Origin of the sequence: Burkholderia sp. HI4860, from assembly GCF_002223045.2 — a bacterium.
Classification (GTDB): domain Bacteria; phylum Pseudomonadota; class Gammaproteobacteria; order Burkholderiales; family Burkholderiaceae; genus Burkholderia.
On the sequence record NZ_NKFO02000003.1, the window covers coordinates 303,490 to 321,337 of the forward strand.

Below are 17,848 nucleotides of genomic sequence, written 5' to 3' on the forward strand. Positions count from 1 at the left end.
ACGCATGCGACGCCCGATGCAAACGATTGTAAACCGCTTCAGCCGCACGGGTCCGCTCGCCGGGCACCCGACAATCGGCCGGACGGAGGACACCATGGCAAACGCCCCGCATGCCGTCGTCCGGCATGCGGGGCGTCGAAGCTGCGCGTACGCGCGGAACCTTATGCGACCGCGCTGACGTCGAGCGGCGCGCCCGTCTTCGCCTGGATCTCGTCGACGCTCACGCCGTCGGCGAGTTCAAGCACCTTCAGGCCGGACGGCGTCACTTCGATCACGCCGAGATCGGTGATGATCAGGTCGACCACGCCGACGCCCGTCAGCGGCAGGTTGCATTCCTCGAGGATCTTGTGCTGGTCGCCCTTCGCGACATGCTCCATCAGCACGACGACGCGCTTCACGCCGGCGACCAGATCCATCGCGCCGCCCATCCCCTTGATCATCTTGCCGGGGATCATCCAGTTCGCGAGGTCGCCCTGCTTGCTGACCTGCATTGCGCCGAGGATCGCCAGGTTGATGTGGCCGCCGCGGATCATCGCGAACGAATCGGCCGACGAGAAGATCGACGAGCCCGGCAGCGTCGTGACGGTCTGCTTGCCGGCGTTGATGAGATCGGCGTCGACTTCGTCTTCGGTCGGCGACGGGCCGATGCCGAGCAGGCCGTTCTCCGACTGCAGCCACACCTCGACACCTTCCGGCACGTGGTTCGCCACGAGCGTCGGCAAGCCGATGCCGAGGTTCACGTAGAAGCCGTCCTGCAATTCCTTCGCCGCGCGCGCGGCCATCTGGTCACGATTCCAGGCCATGTCAGTCTCCTTTGGCGCGTACGACGCGTTGTTCGATGCGTTTTTCGGGCGTCGCGTTCAGCACGATGCGCTGCACGAAAATCCCCGGCGTGTGGATGTGGTCCGGATCGAGCGCGCCGTTCTCGACGATCTCCTCGACCTCGGCGACGGTGATCTTGCCGGCCATCGCGCACATCGGGTTGAAGTTGCGCGCGGTGCGGCGAAAGATCAGGTTGCCCGACTTGTCGGCCTTCCAGGCCTTCACGAGCGCGACATCGGCCGTCAGCGACGGCTCGAGCACGTAGTGGCGATCGCCGAACTGGCGCGTTTCCTTGCCTTCCGCGATCACGGTGCCGTAGCCCGTGTTCGTGAAGAACGCCGGGATGCCTGCACCGCCCGCGCGCAGCTTTTCGGCGAGCGTGCCTTGCGGCGTGAATTCGAGCTCGAGTTCGCCGGCCAGGTACTGACGCTCGAACTCCTTGTTCTCGCCGACGTACGACGAGATCATCTTCTTGATCTGGCGCGTCTCCAGCAGCAGGCCGAGGCCGAAACCGTCGACGCCCGCGTTGTTGCTGATGCAGGTGATGCCCTTGACGCCCGTATCGCGCAACGCCGCGATCAGCGCCTCGGGAATCCCGCACAGGCCGAAGCCGCCCACCGCGAAGGTCTGTCCGTCGCGGACGATCCCTTCCAGCGCGGCAGCCGCGCTTGGATAGACTTTGTTCATCAGTTGTCCCTTCCTCTATGGAAACCAGCGAAACCGGTTCACGCGCCCACGTGGCCCGCAAGCCCGCCGCATCATTCTATGCATGCACGGCGATGCCTGCGTCGAGGCGCGCTGTTTTTATGCCGCGGCAAACCGCCACGAGATGCCTGAAAGGGTACGATGCGGCGCGGATGCGGCACAATACGCAAAAATACATAAGCGTTTGCCTCCGCTTGCCTGCGCCATGCCCGCTCTCGATTACCAGACTGCCTTCCACCTCGCGCCGCTCGGCCTCGTGCTGTCGCGCGACCGCGTGATCGAGGACTGCAACGACGCGCTCGCGTCGATCTTCCGCTGCGCGCGGGCCGACCTGATCGGGAAGTCGTACGAGGTGCTCTACCCGTCGACGGACGAATTCCAGCGCATCGGCGAGCGCATCGCGCGCGTGATGGCCGCGAACGGCATCTACTCGGATGACAGAATCATGAAACGGGCGGACGGCGAACTGTTCTGGTGCCACGTCACCGGCCGCGCGATCGATCGCACCGCCCCGCTTGCGGCGGGTGTGTGGACCTTCGAGGATTTGAGCGCGACGCGCCGGGTCGCCGTCGAACTGACCCCGCGCGAGCGCGAGATCGCCGCGCAGCTCGCGACCGGCAAGACCAGCAAGCAGATCGGGCGCGTGCTGGACATCAGCTCGCGCACGGTCGACATCTACCGCGCACGGCTGATGCGCAAGTACGGGACCAACAATACGCCGGAGCTGCTGCAGCGCCTGCTCGGGCAGTGAGTGACGGCGCCCGGATGACAATCGGCCGCACACGGCGGCCGATTCGGGAAACAACGGGTATCGCGTGCCGCCCCGGCGACCGTGTGCCGGCCCGGACTCGCCGACTCGACGCTCAGCCGACCTTCGCCGCGAGCGCGCGCTCGATCGTGTCGCGCAGCAACTGGGGCAGCGGCACCGACTTGCCGAGCGCGTAGTCGACCCACACGCAGCGTGCATTGCCGCGCGCATAGACATGCTGCGGATCGTCGGCGCGCGTCAGTTCGAAACCGGTGTCGAAGCTGCTGCGGCCGGGTTTCGCAGCCGACATCTTCGCGATCACGTCGCCCGGATAGTGCAGCTGCTTGAGAAATTCCATCGACGCCGTGACGATGACGGGCCCCTGCCCCTCGCCGTTGCCGCCGGCAATGCCGAGCGCCTCGAACCACGAGATCCGCGCCTGCTCCATGTAGCGGAAATAGACCGTGTTGTTTACATGGCCGAATGCGTCCATGTCGCCCCAGCGGATCGGCATCGACATCTCAAAAACGGGGGAATAATCGCTCATTGCAGTCTTCTTTGTTGCGGTACGTCATCCGCTCAGGCGAGGCCGAAGCCATCATCGGCGGAGATAATCGAGCCATTGATGAACTGCGACTCGTCGGCCGCGAGCAGCAACAACAGCCCGTCGAGATCCTGCGGCTTGCCGACGCGCCGGCGCGGCAGCATCGACTGCAGCTTCTGGCCCTGCTCGGTTTCCCACAGGTAATGATTGATTTCGGTATCGATATAGCCCGGACAGATCGCGTTGACGTTGATCCCGTGGCGCCCCCATTCGAGCGCCATCGCGCGCGTCATCTGCACGACCGCGGCCTTGCTCATCGCGTACAGCCCGATCTGCGGAAACACGCGCAGGCCGGCCACCGACGCAATGTTGATGATCCGGCACGGCGGCTTGCCGTTGCCGCTTCCGTTCGCGCGCATGATCATCCGCTTCGCGACTTCCTGCGCAACGAAAAATGCGCCGCGCGTGTTGGTGTCGAATACGAACTCGAAATCCTCCGGCGTCACGTCGACGAGCTTCTGCATCGTCGAGACACCCGAATTGTTCACGAGGATGTCGATCGTACCGGCCTCCGTCTCCGCGTGCGCGACCGCCGCCTTGATGCTCTGGACATCGGTGACGTCGAGCGACACGACGTGCGCGGCGCCGCCCGCCGCCTCGATCTCGGCACGCAGCTCCTTCAGGCGCTCGACGCGACGGCTCGCGAGCACGACCTTCGCACCGGCCTGCGACAGCACCTGTGCAAAGCGCTGCCCAAGGCCGCTCGATGCGCCCGTGACCAGCGCAACCTTGCCTTCCAGATTGATCGACCGACCCATTTGCACTTCCCCTTTCGATGTCGTTTCGCCGCCACGGGCAGCACAGCCCGAGCGGCATTACCCTAGCACTAAAATAGAACGATCGTGCTAATCTAGCCGCATGCTGTTGCGGCAAGCGTTTCGTTTCGCAGACAATACGCTCCCGAATAAAAGCATTCTAACGGTTAGAGGAACGCCAATGACCCCCGCAAGCCTCATCGAGCAGTACGGCCCGCGCGAATCGATGGAATACGACGTCGTGATCGTCGGCGGCGGCCCCGCCGGGCTGTCGGCGGCGATCCGGCTCAAGCAGCTGGCCGCCGAGAAAGGCACCGAGATCGGCGTGTGCGTGCTCGAGAAGGGTTCAGAGATCGGCGCGCACATCCTGTCGGGCGCGGTGATGGACCCGCGCGCGATCACCGAGCTGTTCCCCGACTGGAAGGAACGCGGCGCGCCGCTCGACGTCGAGGTGACGGAAGACCGCTTCCTGTTCCTGTCCGAGAAGAGCGCGGTCACCACACCGAACTGGGCGCTGCCCGCGAACTTCCAGAACCACGGCAACTACGTGATTTCGCTGGGCAACGTCACGCGCTGGCTTGGGGCGCAGGCCGAAGCGCTGGGCGTCGAGATCTTCCCGGGCTTCCCGGCCGCTGAGATCCTGTACAACGACGACGGCTCGGTCAAAGGCGTCGCGACCGGCAACATGGGCGTGGGCAAGGACGGGGAGCCGACCGAGAACTTCCAGCTCGGCATGGAGCTGCACGCGAAGTACACGCTGTTCGCCGAAGGCTGCCGCGGCCACCTCGGCCGCCAGCTGATCTCGAAGTTCAAGCTCGACGCGAACACCGATCCGCAGGCCTACGGGATCGGCATCAAGGAACTGTGGGAGATCGATCCGGCCAAGCACAAGCCGGGCCTCGTGATCCACACGGCCGGCTGGCCGCTGAAGTCGGATACGTATGGCGGCTCGTTCCTGTATCACATGGACAACAACCAGGTCGTGGTCGGCTTCGTGGTCGGCCTCGGCTACACGAACCCGTACCTGTCGCCGTTCGAGGAATTCCAGCGCTACAAGACGCACCCGTCGATCCGCGCGTTCCTGGAAGGCGGCAAGCGCGTGTCGTACGGCGCGCGTGCGATCACCGCGGGCGGGCTGCTGTCGCTGCCGAAGACGGTGTTCCCGGGCGGCGCGCTGATCGGCGACGACGCGGGCTTCCTGAACGCATCGCGGATCAAGGGCAGCCATGCGGCGATCAAGACCGGGATGCTGGCGGCCGACGCGGCATTCGACGCGGTGCAGGCCGGCCGCCAGAGCGACGAACTGAACGCGTACCCGGACGCCTTCAAGCAGTCGTGGCTGTACACGGAGCTGTACCGCGCGCGCAACTTCAAGCAGTGGATGGCCAAGGGGCTGTACCTCGGTACGCTGATGGTCGGGCTCGAGCAGAAGGTGATGGGCGGCAACGTGCCGTGGACGCTGCACCACAAGCATGCGGATCACGAGATGCTGAAGCCGGCGTCGCAATGCCAGCCGATCGAGTATCCGAAGCCGGACGGCAAGCTGACGTTCGATCGTCTGTCGTCGGTGTTCATCTCGAACACGAACCACGAGGAGAACCAGCCGGCGCACCTGACGCTGAAGGACGCGAGCGTGCCGGTGAACGTGAACCTGCGCACGTACGCGGGGCCGGAGGGCCGTTTCTGCCCGGCAGCCGTGTATGAATTCGTGAAGAACGACGACGGCAGCGATCGCCTGGTGATCAACGCGCAGAACTGCGTTCACTGCAAGACCTGCGACATCAAGGACCCGACGCAGAACATCGTGTGGGTGACGCCGGAAGGTGGTGGCGGGCCGAACTACCCGAACATGTAATGGCCGGAACGCGCCGCCACGAGCGGCGCGCTTTTTCGGGTGCCGCAAACGAAACGGGGCGCTGCTTGATGCAGCGCCCCGTTTTGCATGCTCCGCGCAACTGCCGGCGAGACGCGCTGCGCCCCGCCCGCTTGCGTCAGGTCGCGCTGCCCGCAATCTTCGGCGTCGGCGTCTCGACATCGCCGCACTGCGCGCGATGGCGCAATGCATGGTCGATCAGCACCAGCGCGAGCATCGACTCCGCGATCGGCGTCGCACGAATGCCGACGCACGGATCGTGGCGGCCGAACGTTTCCACCGTCGCTTCCTCGCCGGCCTTCGTGATCGAACGGCGCGGCGTGCGGATGCTCGACGTCGGCTTGATCGCGATCGACACGGTGATGTCCTGCCCCGTCGAAATCCCACCGAGCACGCCGCCCGCATGGTTGCCGACGAAACCGCCCGGCGTCAGCTCGTCGCCGTGCACCGAGCCACGCTGCGCGACGCTGTCGAAGCCCGCACCGATCTCGACGCCCTTCACCGCGTTGATGCTCATCATCGCCTTTGCGATGTCCGCATCGAGACGGTCGAACACCGGCTCGCCCCAGCCGACCGGCACACCCGATGCGACGACGTCGATGCGCGCGCCGATCGAATCGCCATCCTTGCGCAGCGCATCCATGTACGCCTCGAGCTCCGGCACGACGGCCGCATTCGGCGAGAAGAACGGATTCTCATGGACGTGCGACCAGTCGACGAACGGCACGTCGATCTCGCCGAGGCCGCTCATGTAGCCGCGCACCTCGACGCCGAAGCGCTCGCGCAGCCACTTCTTCGCGACCGCACCCGCGCCGACGATCGGCGCGGTCAGGCGCGCGGACGAGCGGCCGCCGCCGCGATAGTCGCGGATGCCGTATTTCTGCCAGTAGGTATAGTCGGCGTGGCCGGGACGGAACGTCTCGACGATGTTGCCGTAGTCCTTGCTGCGCTGGTCGGTGTTGCGGATCAGCAGCGCGATCGGCGTACCGGTCGTCACGCCTTCGAACACGCCCGACAGGATCTCGACCTCGTCGGCCTCCTGCCGCTGCGTCACGTGGCGCGACGTGCCGGGCTTGCGGCGATCGAGTTCGACCTGGATGTCGGCTTCGGTCAGCCCCATTCCCGGCGGGCAGCCGTCGATCACGCAGCCGATCGCGGGACCGTGCGATTCGCCGAAGGTCGTGACAGTGAAAAGCGTGCCGAGGGTATTGCCGGACATGATGGAACCGCCCAAAGAGAAATGGACAAACCGATGCGCTGCCCAGGCCGCAGGCAGGTCGATCGTTTGCCGGTCGAGAAAAAGAGGTAAGCCGCTATTATGCCAGCCGTCCCGGGCACGCGGGCCGTGTGAACCGTTCGGACCACACCGGCCGGCCACGGGAGCGGCCCGGGGCGACGCTTGCGCACCCGCGCCGTTCCGGTCGAACGGGCCCGTTCACGGCGGCCATGACGGCCCGAGGCGATGCCGCCGGGCCCGCCCCGCCTACTTCCGCGCGCCGCGCAGTTCGGTGACTGCCGCCTGCAGCGCCTCGGGCGTCGCGACCGACGCCGGGATCGGCTCGCCGACCGCCAGCGTCAGCCGGCTCATCACGCCGCGCTTGATGGGCCGCGGCATCCGCGCATCGGAATGCCGCGAAAAATAGCTGCCCCAAAGCCCGCGCAGCGCCATCGGGATCACCGGCGCCGGCGTGCGGCCCAGGATCTCCGTGATGCCGTGGTGGAACGTGTTGATGTCGCCCGTCTTCGTCAGCTTGCCCTCCGGGAAGATGCACACGAGTTCGCCTTCCTTCAATGCGGCCTCGCATGCGTCGTACGCGCGCGCGAGCATCGCGGGATCCTCGTGGCGCGGCGCGATCGGGATCGCCTTCGCATGCCGGAACACCCAGCTCGCGAAGCGCGTCTTGAAGATCCGGTGGTCCATCACGAAACGGATCGGGCGCGGGCTCGCGGCGGCCAGCACGAGCGCATCGACGTAGCTGACGTGGTTGCACACGAGCACGGCCGCCCCTTCCGCCGGAATCCGCTCCGCGTGCACGAGGCGAATCCGGTAGAACGTATGCACGAGCACCCATGCGACGAAGCGCAGCAGGAACTCGGGCACGAGCAGGTAGATGTACGTCGCGACGATCACGTTCAGCAGCGCGGTGACGAGGAACAGCCCCGGGATGTCGACGCCGGCCTTGGTCAGCCCCATCGCCATCACGGCCGACAGGATCATGAACAGCGCGTTCAGGATGTTGTTCGCGGCGATGATCCGCGCGCGGTGCGTCGGTGCGCTGCGGCTCTGGATCAGCGCGTACAGCGGCACGCTGTAGAAGCCGCCGAACATCGCGAGCAGGAACAGGTCCGCCAGGATGCGCCAGTGGCGCGCGCCGGCCAGGAATTCGCCGACCGACAGCAGATGGCCGGGCGACGGCAGCGCATGGCTCGCGAAATACAGCTCGATCGCGAACACGCTGATGCCGATCGAACCGAGCGGCACGAGGCCGATCTCGACGCGCCGCTGCGACAGACGTTCGCACAACAGCGAGCCGAGGCCGATACCGACCGAGAACGTCGCGAGCAGGATCGTGACGACGTCGGGGCTTGCGGACAGCACGTCCTTCGCGAAATTGAAGAACGACGTGAGGAACGTCGCACCGACGAACCACAGCCACGAGATACCGAGCAGGCTCAGGAACACGGTGCGGTTCTGCCGGGCGAGCCCGAGGTTGCGCCAGGTCTCGCTGACCGGATTCCAGTTGATCACGAGATCGGGCTGCGGCGCCGGCGTGGGCGGCACGCGCTGCGCGACGAACCGCCCCGCGAGCGCGATGACGACGACGCTCACCGCGAGCACGCGCTCGCCGTTGCCCTCGATGCCCGCGGCCGCGCCGCCGATGATCGTGCCGATCAGGATCGCGATGAACGTGCCCATCTCGACGAGGCCGTTGCCGCCGACCAGCTCGTGCTCGCCGAGATGCTGCGGCAGGTACGAATACTTGACGGGCCCGAACAGTGTCGAGTGCATCCCCATCATGAACGTGCACAGATACAGCAGCGGCGCGCTGTGCGTGACGAAGCCGGCCGCGCCGACCAGCATCAGTACGATCTCGAAGGTCTTCACGAAACGCGTGAGGGTCGCCTTGTCGTACTTGTCGGCGATCTGGCCGGACGTCGCCGAGAACAGCACGAACGGCAGGATGAAGATCGCGGAAATCAGGAAGGCCGCCGTCTTCGCATCGACGCCGGAGAACCGCGCGGTGTGATAGGTGACGAGCGACGTGAAACCGATCTTGAAGACGTTGTCGTTCAGCGCGCCGAGGAACTGGGTCGTGAAGAACGGCGCGAAACGGCGCTCGCGCAGCAGGTCGAACTGCGACGCGTGCGCGCGCCGTTCGTCAGGCCGCCTGGAAGTGGCTTGCGTTTGATCGCTCATGCGGAATACGCGCGCGCCGTCTGGGCAGCGCTGCGCGGGCCTCGTGTGGTCATTGAAAAAAAGGCGGCGCAGGACCGACCTGCGCCGCCGCGTGCCGGGTGGCGGCGCCCGCGCATGACGGCGACGGGCGCGGCAGGGTTCACGACTTGTGCGCTTCGGCTTCCGATTCCGGCCAGTCGCGGATATATGCCTTCAGCATCCGGTTCTCGAAGCTCTGCGCCTCGACGACCGTCTTCGCGACGTCGTAGAACGAAATGACGCCCATCAGCACCTTCTTGTCGAGCACCGGCATGTAGCGCGCATGGCGCTCGAGCATCATCCGTCGCACTTCGTTGACGTCCGTTTCCGGCGTGCACGTGAGCGGCTCGTCCATCACCTTGCGCACCTGCACGTCGCCGATCGCGCCGCCGTTCACGTGCAGGCGCAGGATGATCTCGCGGAACGTCAGCATCCCGACGAGATCGCCGTACTCCATCACGACGAGCGAACCGATGTCGTGTTCGGCCATCGTATCGACCGCTTCGCGCAGCGGCTTATCGGGCGTCACCGTAAACAGCGTGTTGCCCTTCACTTTCAGAATATCGCTGACGCGCATCGTAGTCCCCTCATGCTTGAATGCAAAACCTCTTTCGATCCTATCGGAAAGCCTGTCAAAAGGAAAGCGCGGGCCCGCGCGGCGGGCCGCCCCCCCCGCTTGCGGAAGCGGACTGCCGGCAGCACAATGGCCCCATGAACAGCGGCCGGAGGAGACGTCCATGGCGCATACGCATTCGGAGCAATTCGCCAGCTTCGCCGATTTCTACCCGTATTACCTGAATGAACACCAGAACCAGACGTCGCGGCGGCTGCACTTCGTCGGCTCGCTCGGCGTGATCGGCTGCGTCGCGATGGCGATCGCGACCGGCGACTGGCTGTGGCTGCCTGCGGCAATCGTCTGCGGCTACGGCTTCGCGTGGGTCGGGCACTTCTTCTTCGAGAAGAACCGCCCGGCCACGTTCCGGCACCCGATCTACAGCCTGATGGGCGACTGGGTGATGTTCAAGGATATCTGTACGGGCAAGATCCCGTTATAACGCGGCCGGGCGCCCCGCTTACGCGGGGCGCGGCGGCCGCGCGTGCGGATCGGGCACGGCGCCCGGCGCCTGGCCCGCAATCGCCGCCGGCTGCGCCCCCGCAAGCCGGTGCGCAGCGATCAGCGACGCGAGCGACACGTCGAAGCGGTCGCTCGACAGCGCCGCAAGCAGCGCCGCGCCGTCGACGTGGCTGCGGCGCCGCTGCAGCTGGTAGGTCAGTTCGGTGCGATCGATCACCAGCACGTCGAACAGTTGCGCGAGCGTCAGCTGCTCCGGGTTCGCGAGCAGGATGTAGCGCGGCGTGGTCTCGCCGCCGCCGTCCAGCCGCGCAATCCATTCCCGCTCCTCCATCGTCGTCAGCAGGCGCTGCGCGGTTTCCATGTCGCAGCGCAACATGGTCGCGAGCCGCATCGCCGTGTAACCACGCTTGCCGGCGGCGCGCGCCTCGGCCAGCCGCGCGAGCATTTCCAGCGCGTCGAGCAGGTCGCTGCCCGGGTAGTGGATGCGGTGGAACTGGCCGACGCGGATCGCCGGCAGCGCGGACGCCACCATCGCGCCGAGCAGCGCGATGAACCAGCTCAGGTACACCCACAACAGGAACACGGGCAGCGCGGCGAACGCGCCATAGACGGCCGTATAGGTCGGAATGCGCCGCACGTAGTAGCCGAAGCCGCGCTTCGCGAGCTCGAACGCGACGGCCGCGAACAGCCCGCCGATCACCGCGTCGCGCCATGCAACCGTGCAGTTCGGCAGGTATACGTACAGCAGCGTGAACGCGAGCACCGTCAACGGCAGCGAGACGAGCGCGAGCAGCCACTCGACGATCGATGTGGACGGCGCGGCACCGGTAAACGCCAGCGACTGCGTAAACAGGTACGACGAGATCGACAGGCTCACGCCGAACAGCAACGGGCCGAGCGTGATCAGCGCCCAGTACGCGAGTACGCGCTGCGCGAACGGCCGCGGCTTGCGCACCCGCCAGATCAGGTTGAACGCCGACTCGATCGTCATCATCGTCATCACCGACGTGACGACGAGCACGATCAGGCCGGCCGTCGTCAGCCCCTTCGCCTTCGACGCGAACTGGTTCAGGTACTTGAAGATCTGGACGTTGAACTGCGCGGGCATCAGGTGATCCGCGAGGAACCCCTGCAGCGAGATCTGGAACGACGCGAACATCGGGAACGCGGTGAACAGCGCGAACGCGACCGTCACGAGCGGCACGAGCGCCAGCATCGTCGTGAACGTGAGGCTGCCCGCCACTTGCGGGATGCGATCCTCGGCGCTGCGCCGGGCCGCGAACTGCGCGAGGCGCTTGATGGTGTCGAGATCGACGCTCAACTTCGGCAAACGACTTCTCCTTCTTGATGCCGCGCGCCCGACGGCGCGCCGCCGCCGCGCTACGCGACAGCTTCAGCCCCTATAATAGCCGCTCGATTCCAGCAGGGGCCGACTGCACCGGGCACGCGCGCGGCCGCACGCGGCTCCGTCGCCCATGAAAGACATCCTCGTCCTCTATTACAGCCGCCACGGCGCCACGCGCGATCTCGCGCTCGCGATCGCGAACGGCATCGACAGCGTGCCGGGCATGCAGGCCCGCATCCGCACCGTGCCGCCCGTGTCGGCCGTCTGCGAAGCCACCGCCCCCGACATCCCCGCCGACGGCCCGCCGTACGCGGAGCTGCGCGATCTCGAGGAATGCGTGGGCCTCGCGCTCGGCTCGCCGACCCGCTTCGGCAACATGGCCGCCGCGCTCAAGTATTTCCTCGACGGCACCACACCGCAATGGCTGTCGGGCGCCCTGACCGGCAAGCCGGCCTGCGTGTTCACGTCGACGGGCAGCCTGCACGGCGGCCAGGAATCGACGTTGCTGTCGATGATGCTGCCGCTGCTCCATCACGGGATGATGATCGTCGGGATCCCGTACACGGAATCCGCGCTCACCACGACGCGCACCGGCGGTACGCCGTACGGCGCGTCGCACGTCGCGCAGCACGATCGCTCGGCAGCCGCCGGGCTGTCGGCGGACGAAAAGGCGCTCGCGGCCGCGCTCGGCGTGCGGCTCGCGCGCGCGGCGGCCGCCCTGTCCAGCGCCCAGGCCGCCGAGACCGCATGACCGCCCCCGCCCGCCCCGCCGTCGCGGCCCGGCCGCGCCACGCGCTGGTCGCCACCGCGTGCCTCGTCGCACTGATCGCGCTGTCGCTCGCGTGGGAGCTGTGGCTCGCGCCGCTGCGCCCGGGCGGCTCCGCGCTGATGCTCAAGGCGATCCCGCTCGCGCTCGCGCTGCCCGGCGTCTGGCGGCGTAACATCTATACGATGCAGTGGGCGAGCATGCTGATACTGGTCTATTTCGCCGAAGGCGTCGTGCGCGGCATGTCCGATCGCGGACTGTCCGCGACGCTCGGCTGGTGCGAGACCGCGCTCGCCGTCGTCTTCTTCGTGGCGGCGCTGGCGTACGTCGCGCCGTTCAAGCGCGCGGCGAAAAAGTCGCGCGCCGCGTCCTGACCCTTACGCGACAAGGTGATGATGTCCTCCGAAGCTTTCGTTTCCGCGTGCCGTGACGCGATCGGCGCCGATCATGTGCTGACCGACCCGCACGACACCGAACCGTTCCTGACCGACTGGCGCCGCCGCTACAAGGGCGCCGCATGCGCGGTGCTGAAGCCCGCGAGCACAGGCGAAGTCGCCGCGCTCGTCAAGCTGGCCAACGCACACGGCATCGCGCTCGTGCCGCAAGGCGGCAACACGGGCCTGGCCGGCGGCGCCACGCCCGACGCGAGCGGCAGCCAGGCCGTGCTGAGCGTCGCGCGCCTGAACCGCGTGCGTGCGCTCGATCCGCACAACAACACGATCACCGTCGAAGCCGGCGTGATCCTCGCCGACGTGCAGGCGCGCGCCCGCGAAGGCGGCCGGCTGTTCGCGCTGAGCCTCGCGGCGGAAGGCAGCTGCACGATCGGCGGCAATCTGTCGACCAACGCGGGCGGCACCGCGGTGCTGCGCTACGGCAACGCGCGCGAGCTGTGCCTCGGGCTCGAGGTCGTGACGCCGCAGGGCGAGATCTGGGACGGGCTGCGCGGACTGCGCAAGGACAACACGGGCTACGACCTGCGCGACCTGTTCATCGGCGCGGAAGGCACGCTCGGGATCATCACGGCGGCCGTGATGAAGCTGCATCCGCTGCCGGCCGCGCAGGTCACCGCCCTCGCCGCGCTCGAATCGCCGCACGCGGCGCTCGATTTCCTCGCCCTCGCGCAACGCGCGGCCGGGCCGCTGCTGACCGGCTTCGAGCTGATGTCGGACTTCTGCATGCAGCTCGTCGGCAAGCACTACCCGCAACTGCGCTACCCGTTCGCGCAGACGCATGCGCAGACGGTGCTGCTGGAGCTGTCCGATAACGAAAGCGAAGCGCATGCGCGGGCGCTGTTCGAAAAACTGATGGAAGAAGCGTTCGAGGCCGGGCTCGTGGTCGACGCGGTGGTCGCGGAGAATCTCGCGCAGTCGCGCGCGTTCTGGGATCTGCGCGAACACATCCCGCTCGCGCAGGCCGACGAGGGGCTCAACATCAAGCACGACATCGCGGTGCCGATTTCGTCGATCGCGCGCTTCATCGACGAGACCGACGCGGCGATCCAGCAAGCCGCGCCGGGCGCGCGGATGGTGACGTTCGGCCACCTCGGCGACGGCAATCTCCACTACAACGTGCAGATGCCCGAAGGCGGCGACCCGAAAGCCTTCCTGGCCGCGTTCCAGGCGCCGATCAACCGGATCGTCTACGACAACGTGCACCGCCACCACGGCACGATCAGCGCGGAGCACGGCATCGGCCAGTTGAAGATCGACGACGCGCAGCGCTACAAGTCGCCGGTCGAAACGACGCTGATGCGCACGCTGAAGACCGCGCTCGACCCGCTCGGCCTGATGAATCCCGGCAAGGTCCTGCGCTGAAGCCGTCCACTCCGGAGCCACGTCCGTGAAAGTCCGCGTCCTGTCCGACCTGCATCTCGAAAGCAACCTGCCCGACGCGATCCCGCATGCCGACGCGGATCTCGTCGTGCTCGCCGGCGACATCCACAATCATGCGGAAGGCCTGCGCTGGGCCGCCGAAACGTTCGATCCCGCGGTGCCGGTGATCTACGTGCCGGGCAACCACGAGTACTACGACGGGGAATTCGGCGCGCTGGAGTCGGCGATGCGCGATGCGGCGCGGGCGCTCGACAACGTGCATTACCTGAACAACGACGTCTACGTCGATCCCGGGCAGCGCTACCGCGTGCTCGGCACGACGCTCTGGGCCGATTTTTCGCTGTTCGGCGCCGACGAAGCCAGCGTTGCCGGTTCGATCGAGGCCGGGCAGCGCGTGATGCTCGATTTCAAGGGATTGATCCAGGTGACCTGGCCGCACGATGCGGCGCTGCATGCGGCGCCAGGCACGCCGGAGCGGGATTTCTCGCCGGCGGACGCGATCGCGCTGCATCGACGCAGCCGCGCGTGGCTCGAAGCGCAGCTCGCCACACCGTTCGCGGGCCAGACGATCGTCGTGACCCACCATGCGCCGCACCGGCGCTCGCTGGCGGCGCGTTATGCGGAAGATCTGGCGTCGGCGGGATTCGTGACGGACATGGCGGAACTCGTTCAGCCGCCGGTCAATCTGTGGCTCCACGGCCACACGCATACGTCATTCGACTATGTGGCGGACGGCGGCACGCGCGTGGTGTGCAACCCGCGCGGCTACATCCACAGGCGCACCGGCGAACTGGAAAATACCGCGTTCGCGTGGGACAAGGTGGTCGAGCTCGGCTGGACGCCGGCCCGCGCGGCCGCGTTGCGCGGCCTTTTCCGACCCGGAGCGTGACGGCCCGATCAGCGGCCGGGACGGCGTTGCTCGCGCACCCGCACCGGCACCGGCTTCATCTGCGCCTTCGCCTTCATCGCGCGCAGCAGGTCGCGGGTCGCCGCGGCGGCCGCGGCCGCGCCCAGCAGGACTCCAAGGCCGATCATCAGGTGCGTATCCATTGCCACTCCGGGGTTGCGTATCTCGTTGATTCTCACAGTATCAAACTGTCTGACACGCGTTCGTAAAAAAATGTTGCGTGAAGGACAAATCTCGTCAGATCGCGGTCAACCGCGCTGTCATGTCGCACGCGTGTACTGCTCGAGCGCGGCTTCGTCGGCGGCGAGCGTGGCCGGCAGTTCGTCGCGCAGGAAATCGACCCAGGTGCGAATTTTCGCGTCGAGGTACTGGCGCGACGGATACAGCGCGTAGATGTTCATCACGTGCGACCGGTACTCGGGCATCACGCGCACGATGTGCCCGCTGCGCAGCCAGCCGATCGCCGAATAGAGCGGCAGACCGCCGATCCCCATCCCTTCCCGCACGGCCACCGCGAGCGCCTCGGCGACGTTCACGCGAAACGGCGGCGCCGTGACCGGCACGACCTCGTCGCCGTTCGGCCCCGACAGCGCCCATTCGTCGAAGTGAAAGCCCGGCGCGATCATCCCGAGGCACACGTGCTGCGCGAGGTCGGCCGGCCGCTGCGGCACGCTGTGCGACTCGACATACGCGGGCGAAGCGCACACGACGCTATAGCTCACGCCGAGCCGCTGCGACACGAGCCCGGAATCAGGCAGGTCGCGGCCTACGACGATCGCGACGTCATACCCCTCGTCGAGCAAATCGGGCATCCGCTGCGCGAGGGTCAGCTCGACATGCACGTCCGGGTAGCGCTCGCGATAGCGCGCGATGGCCGGCACCAGGTAGTGCTGGCCGAGGCTCGTGAAGCAATGCACCTTCAGCTTGCCCGACGGGCGCGCATGCGCGTCACCCGCCTCGGCTTCGGCCTGGTCGACATACGCGAGGATCTGCTCGCAGCGCTGCAGGTAGCGCTCGCCGGCTTCGGTGAGCGCGATCCGGCGTGTCGTGCGGTTCAGGAGACGCGTGCGCAGGTGCGCCTCGAGATCCGAGACCGCGCGCGACGCGTAGGCGGTAGTCGAATTCATCTGCTGGGCGGCCGCGGTAAAACTTCCCGCGTCGACCACGCGGACGAATACCCGCATGTTTTGTAACGTATCCATCCCATTGCCCGTTTGAATCCGGACGGATTGTTGCACAGAGGCGAACAAGTATTGTCTCAGGATTCGTAAAAATGACTTGCACCCTTGTCCATTTATTCAGGAATCACTGAAAAATATAATCGCATCCGACTCATCTATATCGGAAAGGGAGAAAATCGTGCAGTCTCCGGCGACAAAAGGGACGCTCGCACTGGCGGTTCTTGCAGTCTCATTAATAATGGCCGGCTGCGCGAGCATGGGCGACAACAAGCCGCAGTCGGCCCGCATCGAAGCGAACGCGCTCGACGCCGGCGCGGCGATTCGCGCGGCCGACCGTGACGCGGGCTGGCCCGCGGCCGACTGGTGGCGCGCCTACCGCGATCCGCAACTCGACACCTGGATCGCCAACGCCCAGGCCGGCAACCCGACGCTCGCGGCCGCCGAGGCACGAGTGCGCGAAGCGCAGGCGATGGCGCGCGTGGCCCGCTCGGCCGAGCTGCCGCAGATCAACGGCAACCTGTCGCTGATGCGCCAGCACTGGCCGGACAACGTGTACTACGGCCCCGGCCCGCTCGCGAACACCGATACCTGGAACAACACCGGCACGCTCGGCCTGTCGTACCACCTCGACCTGTGGGGCAAGGACAAGAACGCGACCGAGCGCGCGCTCGACACCGCGCATGCGACCGCCGCCGACGCGCGTGCGGCCAAGCTGGAGCTCGAAGTCAACGTCGTGCGTGCGTACGTCGGCATGTCGATGAACTATGCGCTGCTCGACCTCGCGCACGAAACGTTCGAACGCCAGCGCGCGCTCGCCGATCTGGCGCGCAAGCGGCTGCAGGCCGGCCTCGGCACGCAGCTCGAAGTGAGCCAGGCGGAATCGACGCTGCCCGATTATGAGCGCCAGATCGACAGCTATGAGGAAGCGATCCAGCTCGCACGGCATCAGCTCGCCGCGCTGGCCGGCAAGGGCCCGGGCGCGGGCGATGCGATCAAGCGGCCGCAGCTGTCGCTCGACGCACCGGCCGGCCTGCCGTCGGCGATGCCGGCCGACCTGCTCGGCCGCCGCCCCGACGTCGTCGCGGCGCGCTGGACGGTCGACGCGCAGGCGCGCGGCATCGATGTCGCGAAGGCGTCGTTCTACCCGAACATCGACCTGCTCGCGACGGTCGGCGGCTTCGGCGTGACCGCACCGTTCACCGACTTCCTACGCGCGATGAACGGCGGCTGGACGGCCGGCCCCGCGCTGTCGCTGCCGATCTTCGAAGGCGGCCGGCTGCGTGCGCAGCTCGGCGCCGCGAATGCCGGCTACGACCAGGCGGTCGAGCGCTACAACCAGACGATCGTCGGCGCGCTCAAGGACATCGCCGACCAGGTCGTGCGGATCCGTTCGCTCGATACGCAGAAAAAGGACGCCGCACGCTCGGTGGCCGCCAACGACCGCAGCTACCAGCTGTCGCGCGAAGGCTTCCGCCGCGGGCTGACCGATTACGTGAACGTGCTGGTCGCGCAGCAGCAGTTGCTGCGCGCGCAGGAAACGGCCGCCCGCATCGATGCGGAACGCCTCGCCGCGCACGCGCAGTTGATGGCCGCGCTCGGCGGTGGGGTCGAGACGGATACGGACGTTCGGGGCGGCCATCCGCAGGGCGGCCATCCGTCGCATGACGAATCCGCCACCGGCGCAGCCGCGCCTGCCGCCGCGTCGGGCGCGAAGCCCGTGGCGGCCGTCGCCCGGCCCGCGCAGGTGGCCGCCGCCGGTGCGTCCGGCGTGCCGGCCGCACGGTAACGCGGAGCGACGC

18 protein-coding genes are annotated in these 17,848 nt (G+C 67.1%); 8 read left to right on the forward strand and 10 right to left on the reverse strand.

Annotation, left to right across the window (positions count from 1 at the left end; all coding sequences use genetic code 11):
• Window positions 1–161: 161 nt before the first annotated feature.
• On the reverse strand, window positions 162–803 hold the full coding sequence (locus CFB34_RS16600; RefSeq protein ID WP_089439875.1) for a CoA transferase subunit B: 642 nt from the start codon (window positions 801–803) through the stop codon (window positions 162–164).
• Between the two features lies 1 nt (window position 804).
• Window positions 805–1,509 (reverse strand): CoA transferase subunit A, encoded by a 705-nt coding sequence (locus tag CFB34_RS16605; RefSeq protein WP_089439874.1) that lies wholly within the window; start codon window positions 1,507–1,509, stop codon window positions 805–807.
• A gap of 223 nt (window positions 1,510–1,732) precedes the next feature.
• Between CFB34_RS16605 and CFB34_RS16610 the strand changes: the two genes are divergently transcribed.
• On the forward strand, window positions 1,733–2,278 hold the full coding sequence (locus CFB34_RS16610; protein ID WP_089425197.1) for a LuxR C-terminal-related transcriptional regulator: 546 nt from the start codon (window positions 1,733–1,735) through the stop codon (window positions 2,276–2,278).
• A 112-nt stretch (window positions 2,279–2,390) separates the two neighbouring features.
• On the opposite strand, the gene CFB34_RS16615 is transcribed toward CFB34_RS16610, so the two are convergent.
• Window positions 2,391–2,822 carry a thioesterase family protein gene (locus CFB34_RS16615; protein ID WP_089439873.1) on the reverse strand — a complete coding sequence of 144 codons (432 nt, stop codon included), beginning with the start codon at window positions 2,820–2,822 and terminating at the stop codon, window positions 2,391–2,393.
• A 32-nt stretch (window positions 2,823–2,854) separates the two neighbouring features.
• The gene (locus CFB34_RS16620) at window positions 2,855–3,637 is read right to left on the reverse strand and encodes an SDR family oxidoreductase (protein ID WP_089439872.1); all 783 of its coding nucleotides are present in this window, start codon (window positions 3,635–3,637) and stop codon (window positions 2,855–2,857) included.
• Between the two features lie 178 nt (window positions 3,638–3,815).
• Between CFB34_RS16620 and CFB34_RS16625 the strand changes: the two genes are divergently transcribed.
• Window positions 3,816–5,489, forward strand: coding sequence for an electron transfer flavoprotein-ubiquinone oxidoreductase (locus tag CFB34_RS16625; protein ID WP_089439871.1), 1,674 nt, complete (start codon window positions 3,816–3,818; stop codon window positions 5,487–5,489).
• 136 nt (window positions 5,490–5,625) lie between these two features.
• Here the strand turns inward: CFB34_RS16625 and aroC are convergent, their stop codons facing one another.
• The 3 genes from aroC to CFB34_RS16640 form a co-directional block, all read right to left on the reverse strand.
• Window positions 5,626–6,726, reverse strand: coding sequence for a chorismate synthase (gene aroC / locus CFB34_RS16630; protein WP_089425194.1), 1,101 nt, complete (start codon window positions 6,724–6,726; stop codon window positions 5,626–5,628).
• A 264-nt stretch (window positions 6,727–6,990) separates the two neighbouring features.
• Window positions 6,991–8,925, reverse strand: coding sequence for an MFS transporter (locus tag CFB34_RS16635; protein WP_089439870.1), 1,935 nt, complete (start codon window positions 8,923–8,925; stop codon window positions 6,991–6,993).
• A 139-nt stretch (window positions 8,926–9,064) separates the two neighbouring features.
• A complete protein-coding gene (locus CFB34_RS16640) occupies window positions 9,065–9,520 on the reverse strand; it encodes a CBS domain-containing protein (protein ID WP_006755543.1) in 456 nt (151 codons plus the stop codon).
• A gap of 160 nt (window positions 9,521–9,680) precedes the next feature.
• Here CFB34_RS16640 and CFB34_RS16645 point away from each other — a divergent pair, with 160 nt between their 5' ends.
• Window positions 9,681–9,998 carry an Mpo1-like protein gene (locus CFB34_RS16645; RefSeq protein WP_089439869.1) on the forward strand — a complete coding sequence of 106 codons (318 nt, stop codon included), beginning with the start codon at window positions 9,681–9,683 and terminating at the stop codon, window positions 9,996–9,998.
• Window positions 9,999–10,016: 18 nt separating this feature from the next.
• Here CFB34_RS16645 and CFB34_RS16650 read toward each other — a convergent pair whose 3' ends face one another.
• Window positions 10,017–11,348 (reverse strand): YihY family inner membrane protein, encoded by a 1,332-nt coding sequence (locus CFB34_RS16650; protein WP_089439868.1) that lies wholly within the window; start codon window positions 11,346–11,348, stop codon window positions 10,017–10,019.
• A 145-nt stretch (window positions 11,349–11,493) separates the two neighbouring features.
• Here CFB34_RS16650 and wrbA point away from each other — a divergent pair, with 145 nt between their 5' ends.
• Genes wrbA through CFB34_RS16670 form a run of 4 tightly spaced genes read left to right on the forward strand, consistent with a single transcriptional unit; the run spans window position 11,494 to window position 14,850 of the window.
• Complete coding sequence (wrbA, locus tag CFB34_RS16655) at window positions 11,494–12,114, forward strand: NAD(P)H:quinone oxidoreductase (protein ID WP_089439867.1); 621 nt, start codon at window positions 11,494–11,496, stop codon at window positions 12,112–12,114.
• Window positions 12,111–12,503: a DUF2069 domain-containing protein gene (locus CFB34_RS16660; RefSeq protein ID WP_089439866.1), complete on the forward strand. Its 393-nt coding sequence runs from the start codon at window positions 12,111–12,113 to the stop codon at window positions 12,501–12,503. The genes wrbA and CFB34_RS16660 overlap by 4 nt, the downstream gene beginning before the upstream one ends.
• A gap of 18 nt (window positions 12,504–12,521) precedes the next feature.
• The gene (locus CFB34_RS16665; RefSeq protein ID WP_089439865.1) at window positions 12,522–13,943 is read left to right on the forward strand and encodes an FAD-binding oxidoreductase; all 1,422 of its coding nucleotides are present in this window, start codon (window positions 12,522–12,524) and stop codon (window positions 13,941–13,943) included.
• A 25-nt stretch (window positions 13,944–13,968) separates the two neighbouring features.
• Window positions 13,969–14,850, forward strand: a complete 882-nt coding sequence (locus CFB34_RS16670) for a metallophosphoesterase (protein WP_089439864.1) — start codon at window positions 13,969–13,971, stop codon at window positions 14,848–14,850.
• An 8-nt stretch (window positions 14,851–14,858) separates the two neighbouring features.
• Here the strand turns inward: CFB34_RS16670 and CFB34_RS16675 are convergent, their stop codons facing one another.
• The gene (locus CFB34_RS16675) at window positions 14,859–15,011 is read right to left on the reverse strand and encodes a hypothetical protein (RefSeq protein ID WP_163008969.1); all 153 of its coding nucleotides are present in this window, start codon (window positions 15,009–15,011) and stop codon (window positions 14,859–14,861) included.
• Window positions 15,012–15,128: 117 nt separating this feature from the next.
• A complete protein-coding gene (locus tag CFB34_RS16680; protein WP_089439863.1) occupies window positions 15,129–16,070 on the reverse strand; it encodes a LysR family transcriptional regulator in 942 nt (313 codons plus the stop codon).
• 157 nt (window positions 16,071–16,227) lie between these two features.
• Between CFB34_RS16680 and CFB34_RS16685 the strand changes: the two genes are divergently transcribed.
• Complete coding sequence (locus CFB34_RS16685; RefSeq protein ID WP_089439862.1) at window positions 16,228–17,835, forward strand: efflux transporter outer membrane subunit; 1,608 nt, start codon at window positions 16,228–16,230, stop codon at window positions 17,833–17,835.
• Window positions 17,836–17,848: the final 13 nt, after the last annotated feature.

Bases quoted from the DNA above. Each gene is read 5' to 3' on its own strand.
- CFB34_RS16635 (WP_089439870.1), bottom strand. From the start codon at position 8,925: ATGAGCGATCAAACGCAAGCCACTTCCAGGCGGCCTGACGAACGGCGC.
- wrbA (WP_089439867.1), top strand. From the start codon at position 11,494: ATGAAAGACATCCTCGTCCTCTATTACAGCCGCCACGGCGCCACGCGC.
- CFB34_RS16680 (WP_089439863.1), bottom strand. From the start codon at position 16,070: ATGGATACGTTACAAAACATGCGGGTATTCGTCCGCGTGGTCGACGCG.
- CFB34_RS16640 (WP_006755543.1), bottom strand. From the start codon at position 9,520: ATGCGCGTCAGCGATATTCTGAAAGTGAAGGGCAACACGCTGTTTACG.
- CFB34_RS16615 (WP_089439873.1), bottom strand. From the start codon at position 2,822: ATGAGCGATTATTCCCCCGTTTTTGAGATGTCGATGCCGATCCGCTGG.
- aroC (WP_089425194.1), bottom strand. From the start codon at position 6,726: ATGTCCGGCAATACCCTCGGCACGCTTTTCACTGTCACGACCTTCGGC.
- CFB34_RS16610 (WP_089425197.1), top strand. From the start codon at position 1,733: ATGCCCGCTCTCGATTACCAGACTGCCTTCCACCTCGCGCCGCTCGGC.
- CFB34_RS16625 (WP_089439871.1), top strand. From the start codon at position 3,816: ATGACCCCCGCAAGCCTCATCGAGCAGTACGGCCCGCGCGAATCGATG.
- CFB34_RS16675 (WP_163008969.1), bottom strand. From the start codon at position 15,011: ATGGATACGCACCTGATGATCGGCCTTGGAGTCCTGCTGGGCGCGGCC.
- CFB34_RS16620 (WP_089439872.1), bottom strand. From the start codon at position 3,637: ATGGGTCGGTCGATCAATCTGGAAGGCAAGGTTGCGCTGGTCACGGGC.
- CFB34_RS16645 (WP_089439869.1), top strand. From the start codon at position 9,681: ATGGCGCATACGCATTCGGAGCAATTCGCCAGCTTCGCCGATTTCTAC.
- CFB34_RS16600 (WP_089439875.1), bottom strand. From the start codon at position 803: ATGGCCTGGAATCGTGACCAGATGGCCGCGCGCGCGGCGAAGGAATTG.
- CFB34_RS16665 (WP_089439865.1), top strand. From the start codon at position 12,522: ATGATGTCCTCCGAAGCTTTCGTTTCCGCGTGCCGTGACGCGATCGGC.
- CFB34_RS16660 (WP_089439866.1), top strand. From the start codon at position 12,111: ATGACCGCCCCCGCCCGCCCCGCCGTCGCGGCCCGGCCGCGCCACGCG.
- CFB34_RS16605 (WP_089439874.1), bottom strand. From the start codon at position 1,509: ATGAACAAAGTCTATCCAAGCGCGGCTGCCGCGCTGGAAGGGATCGTC.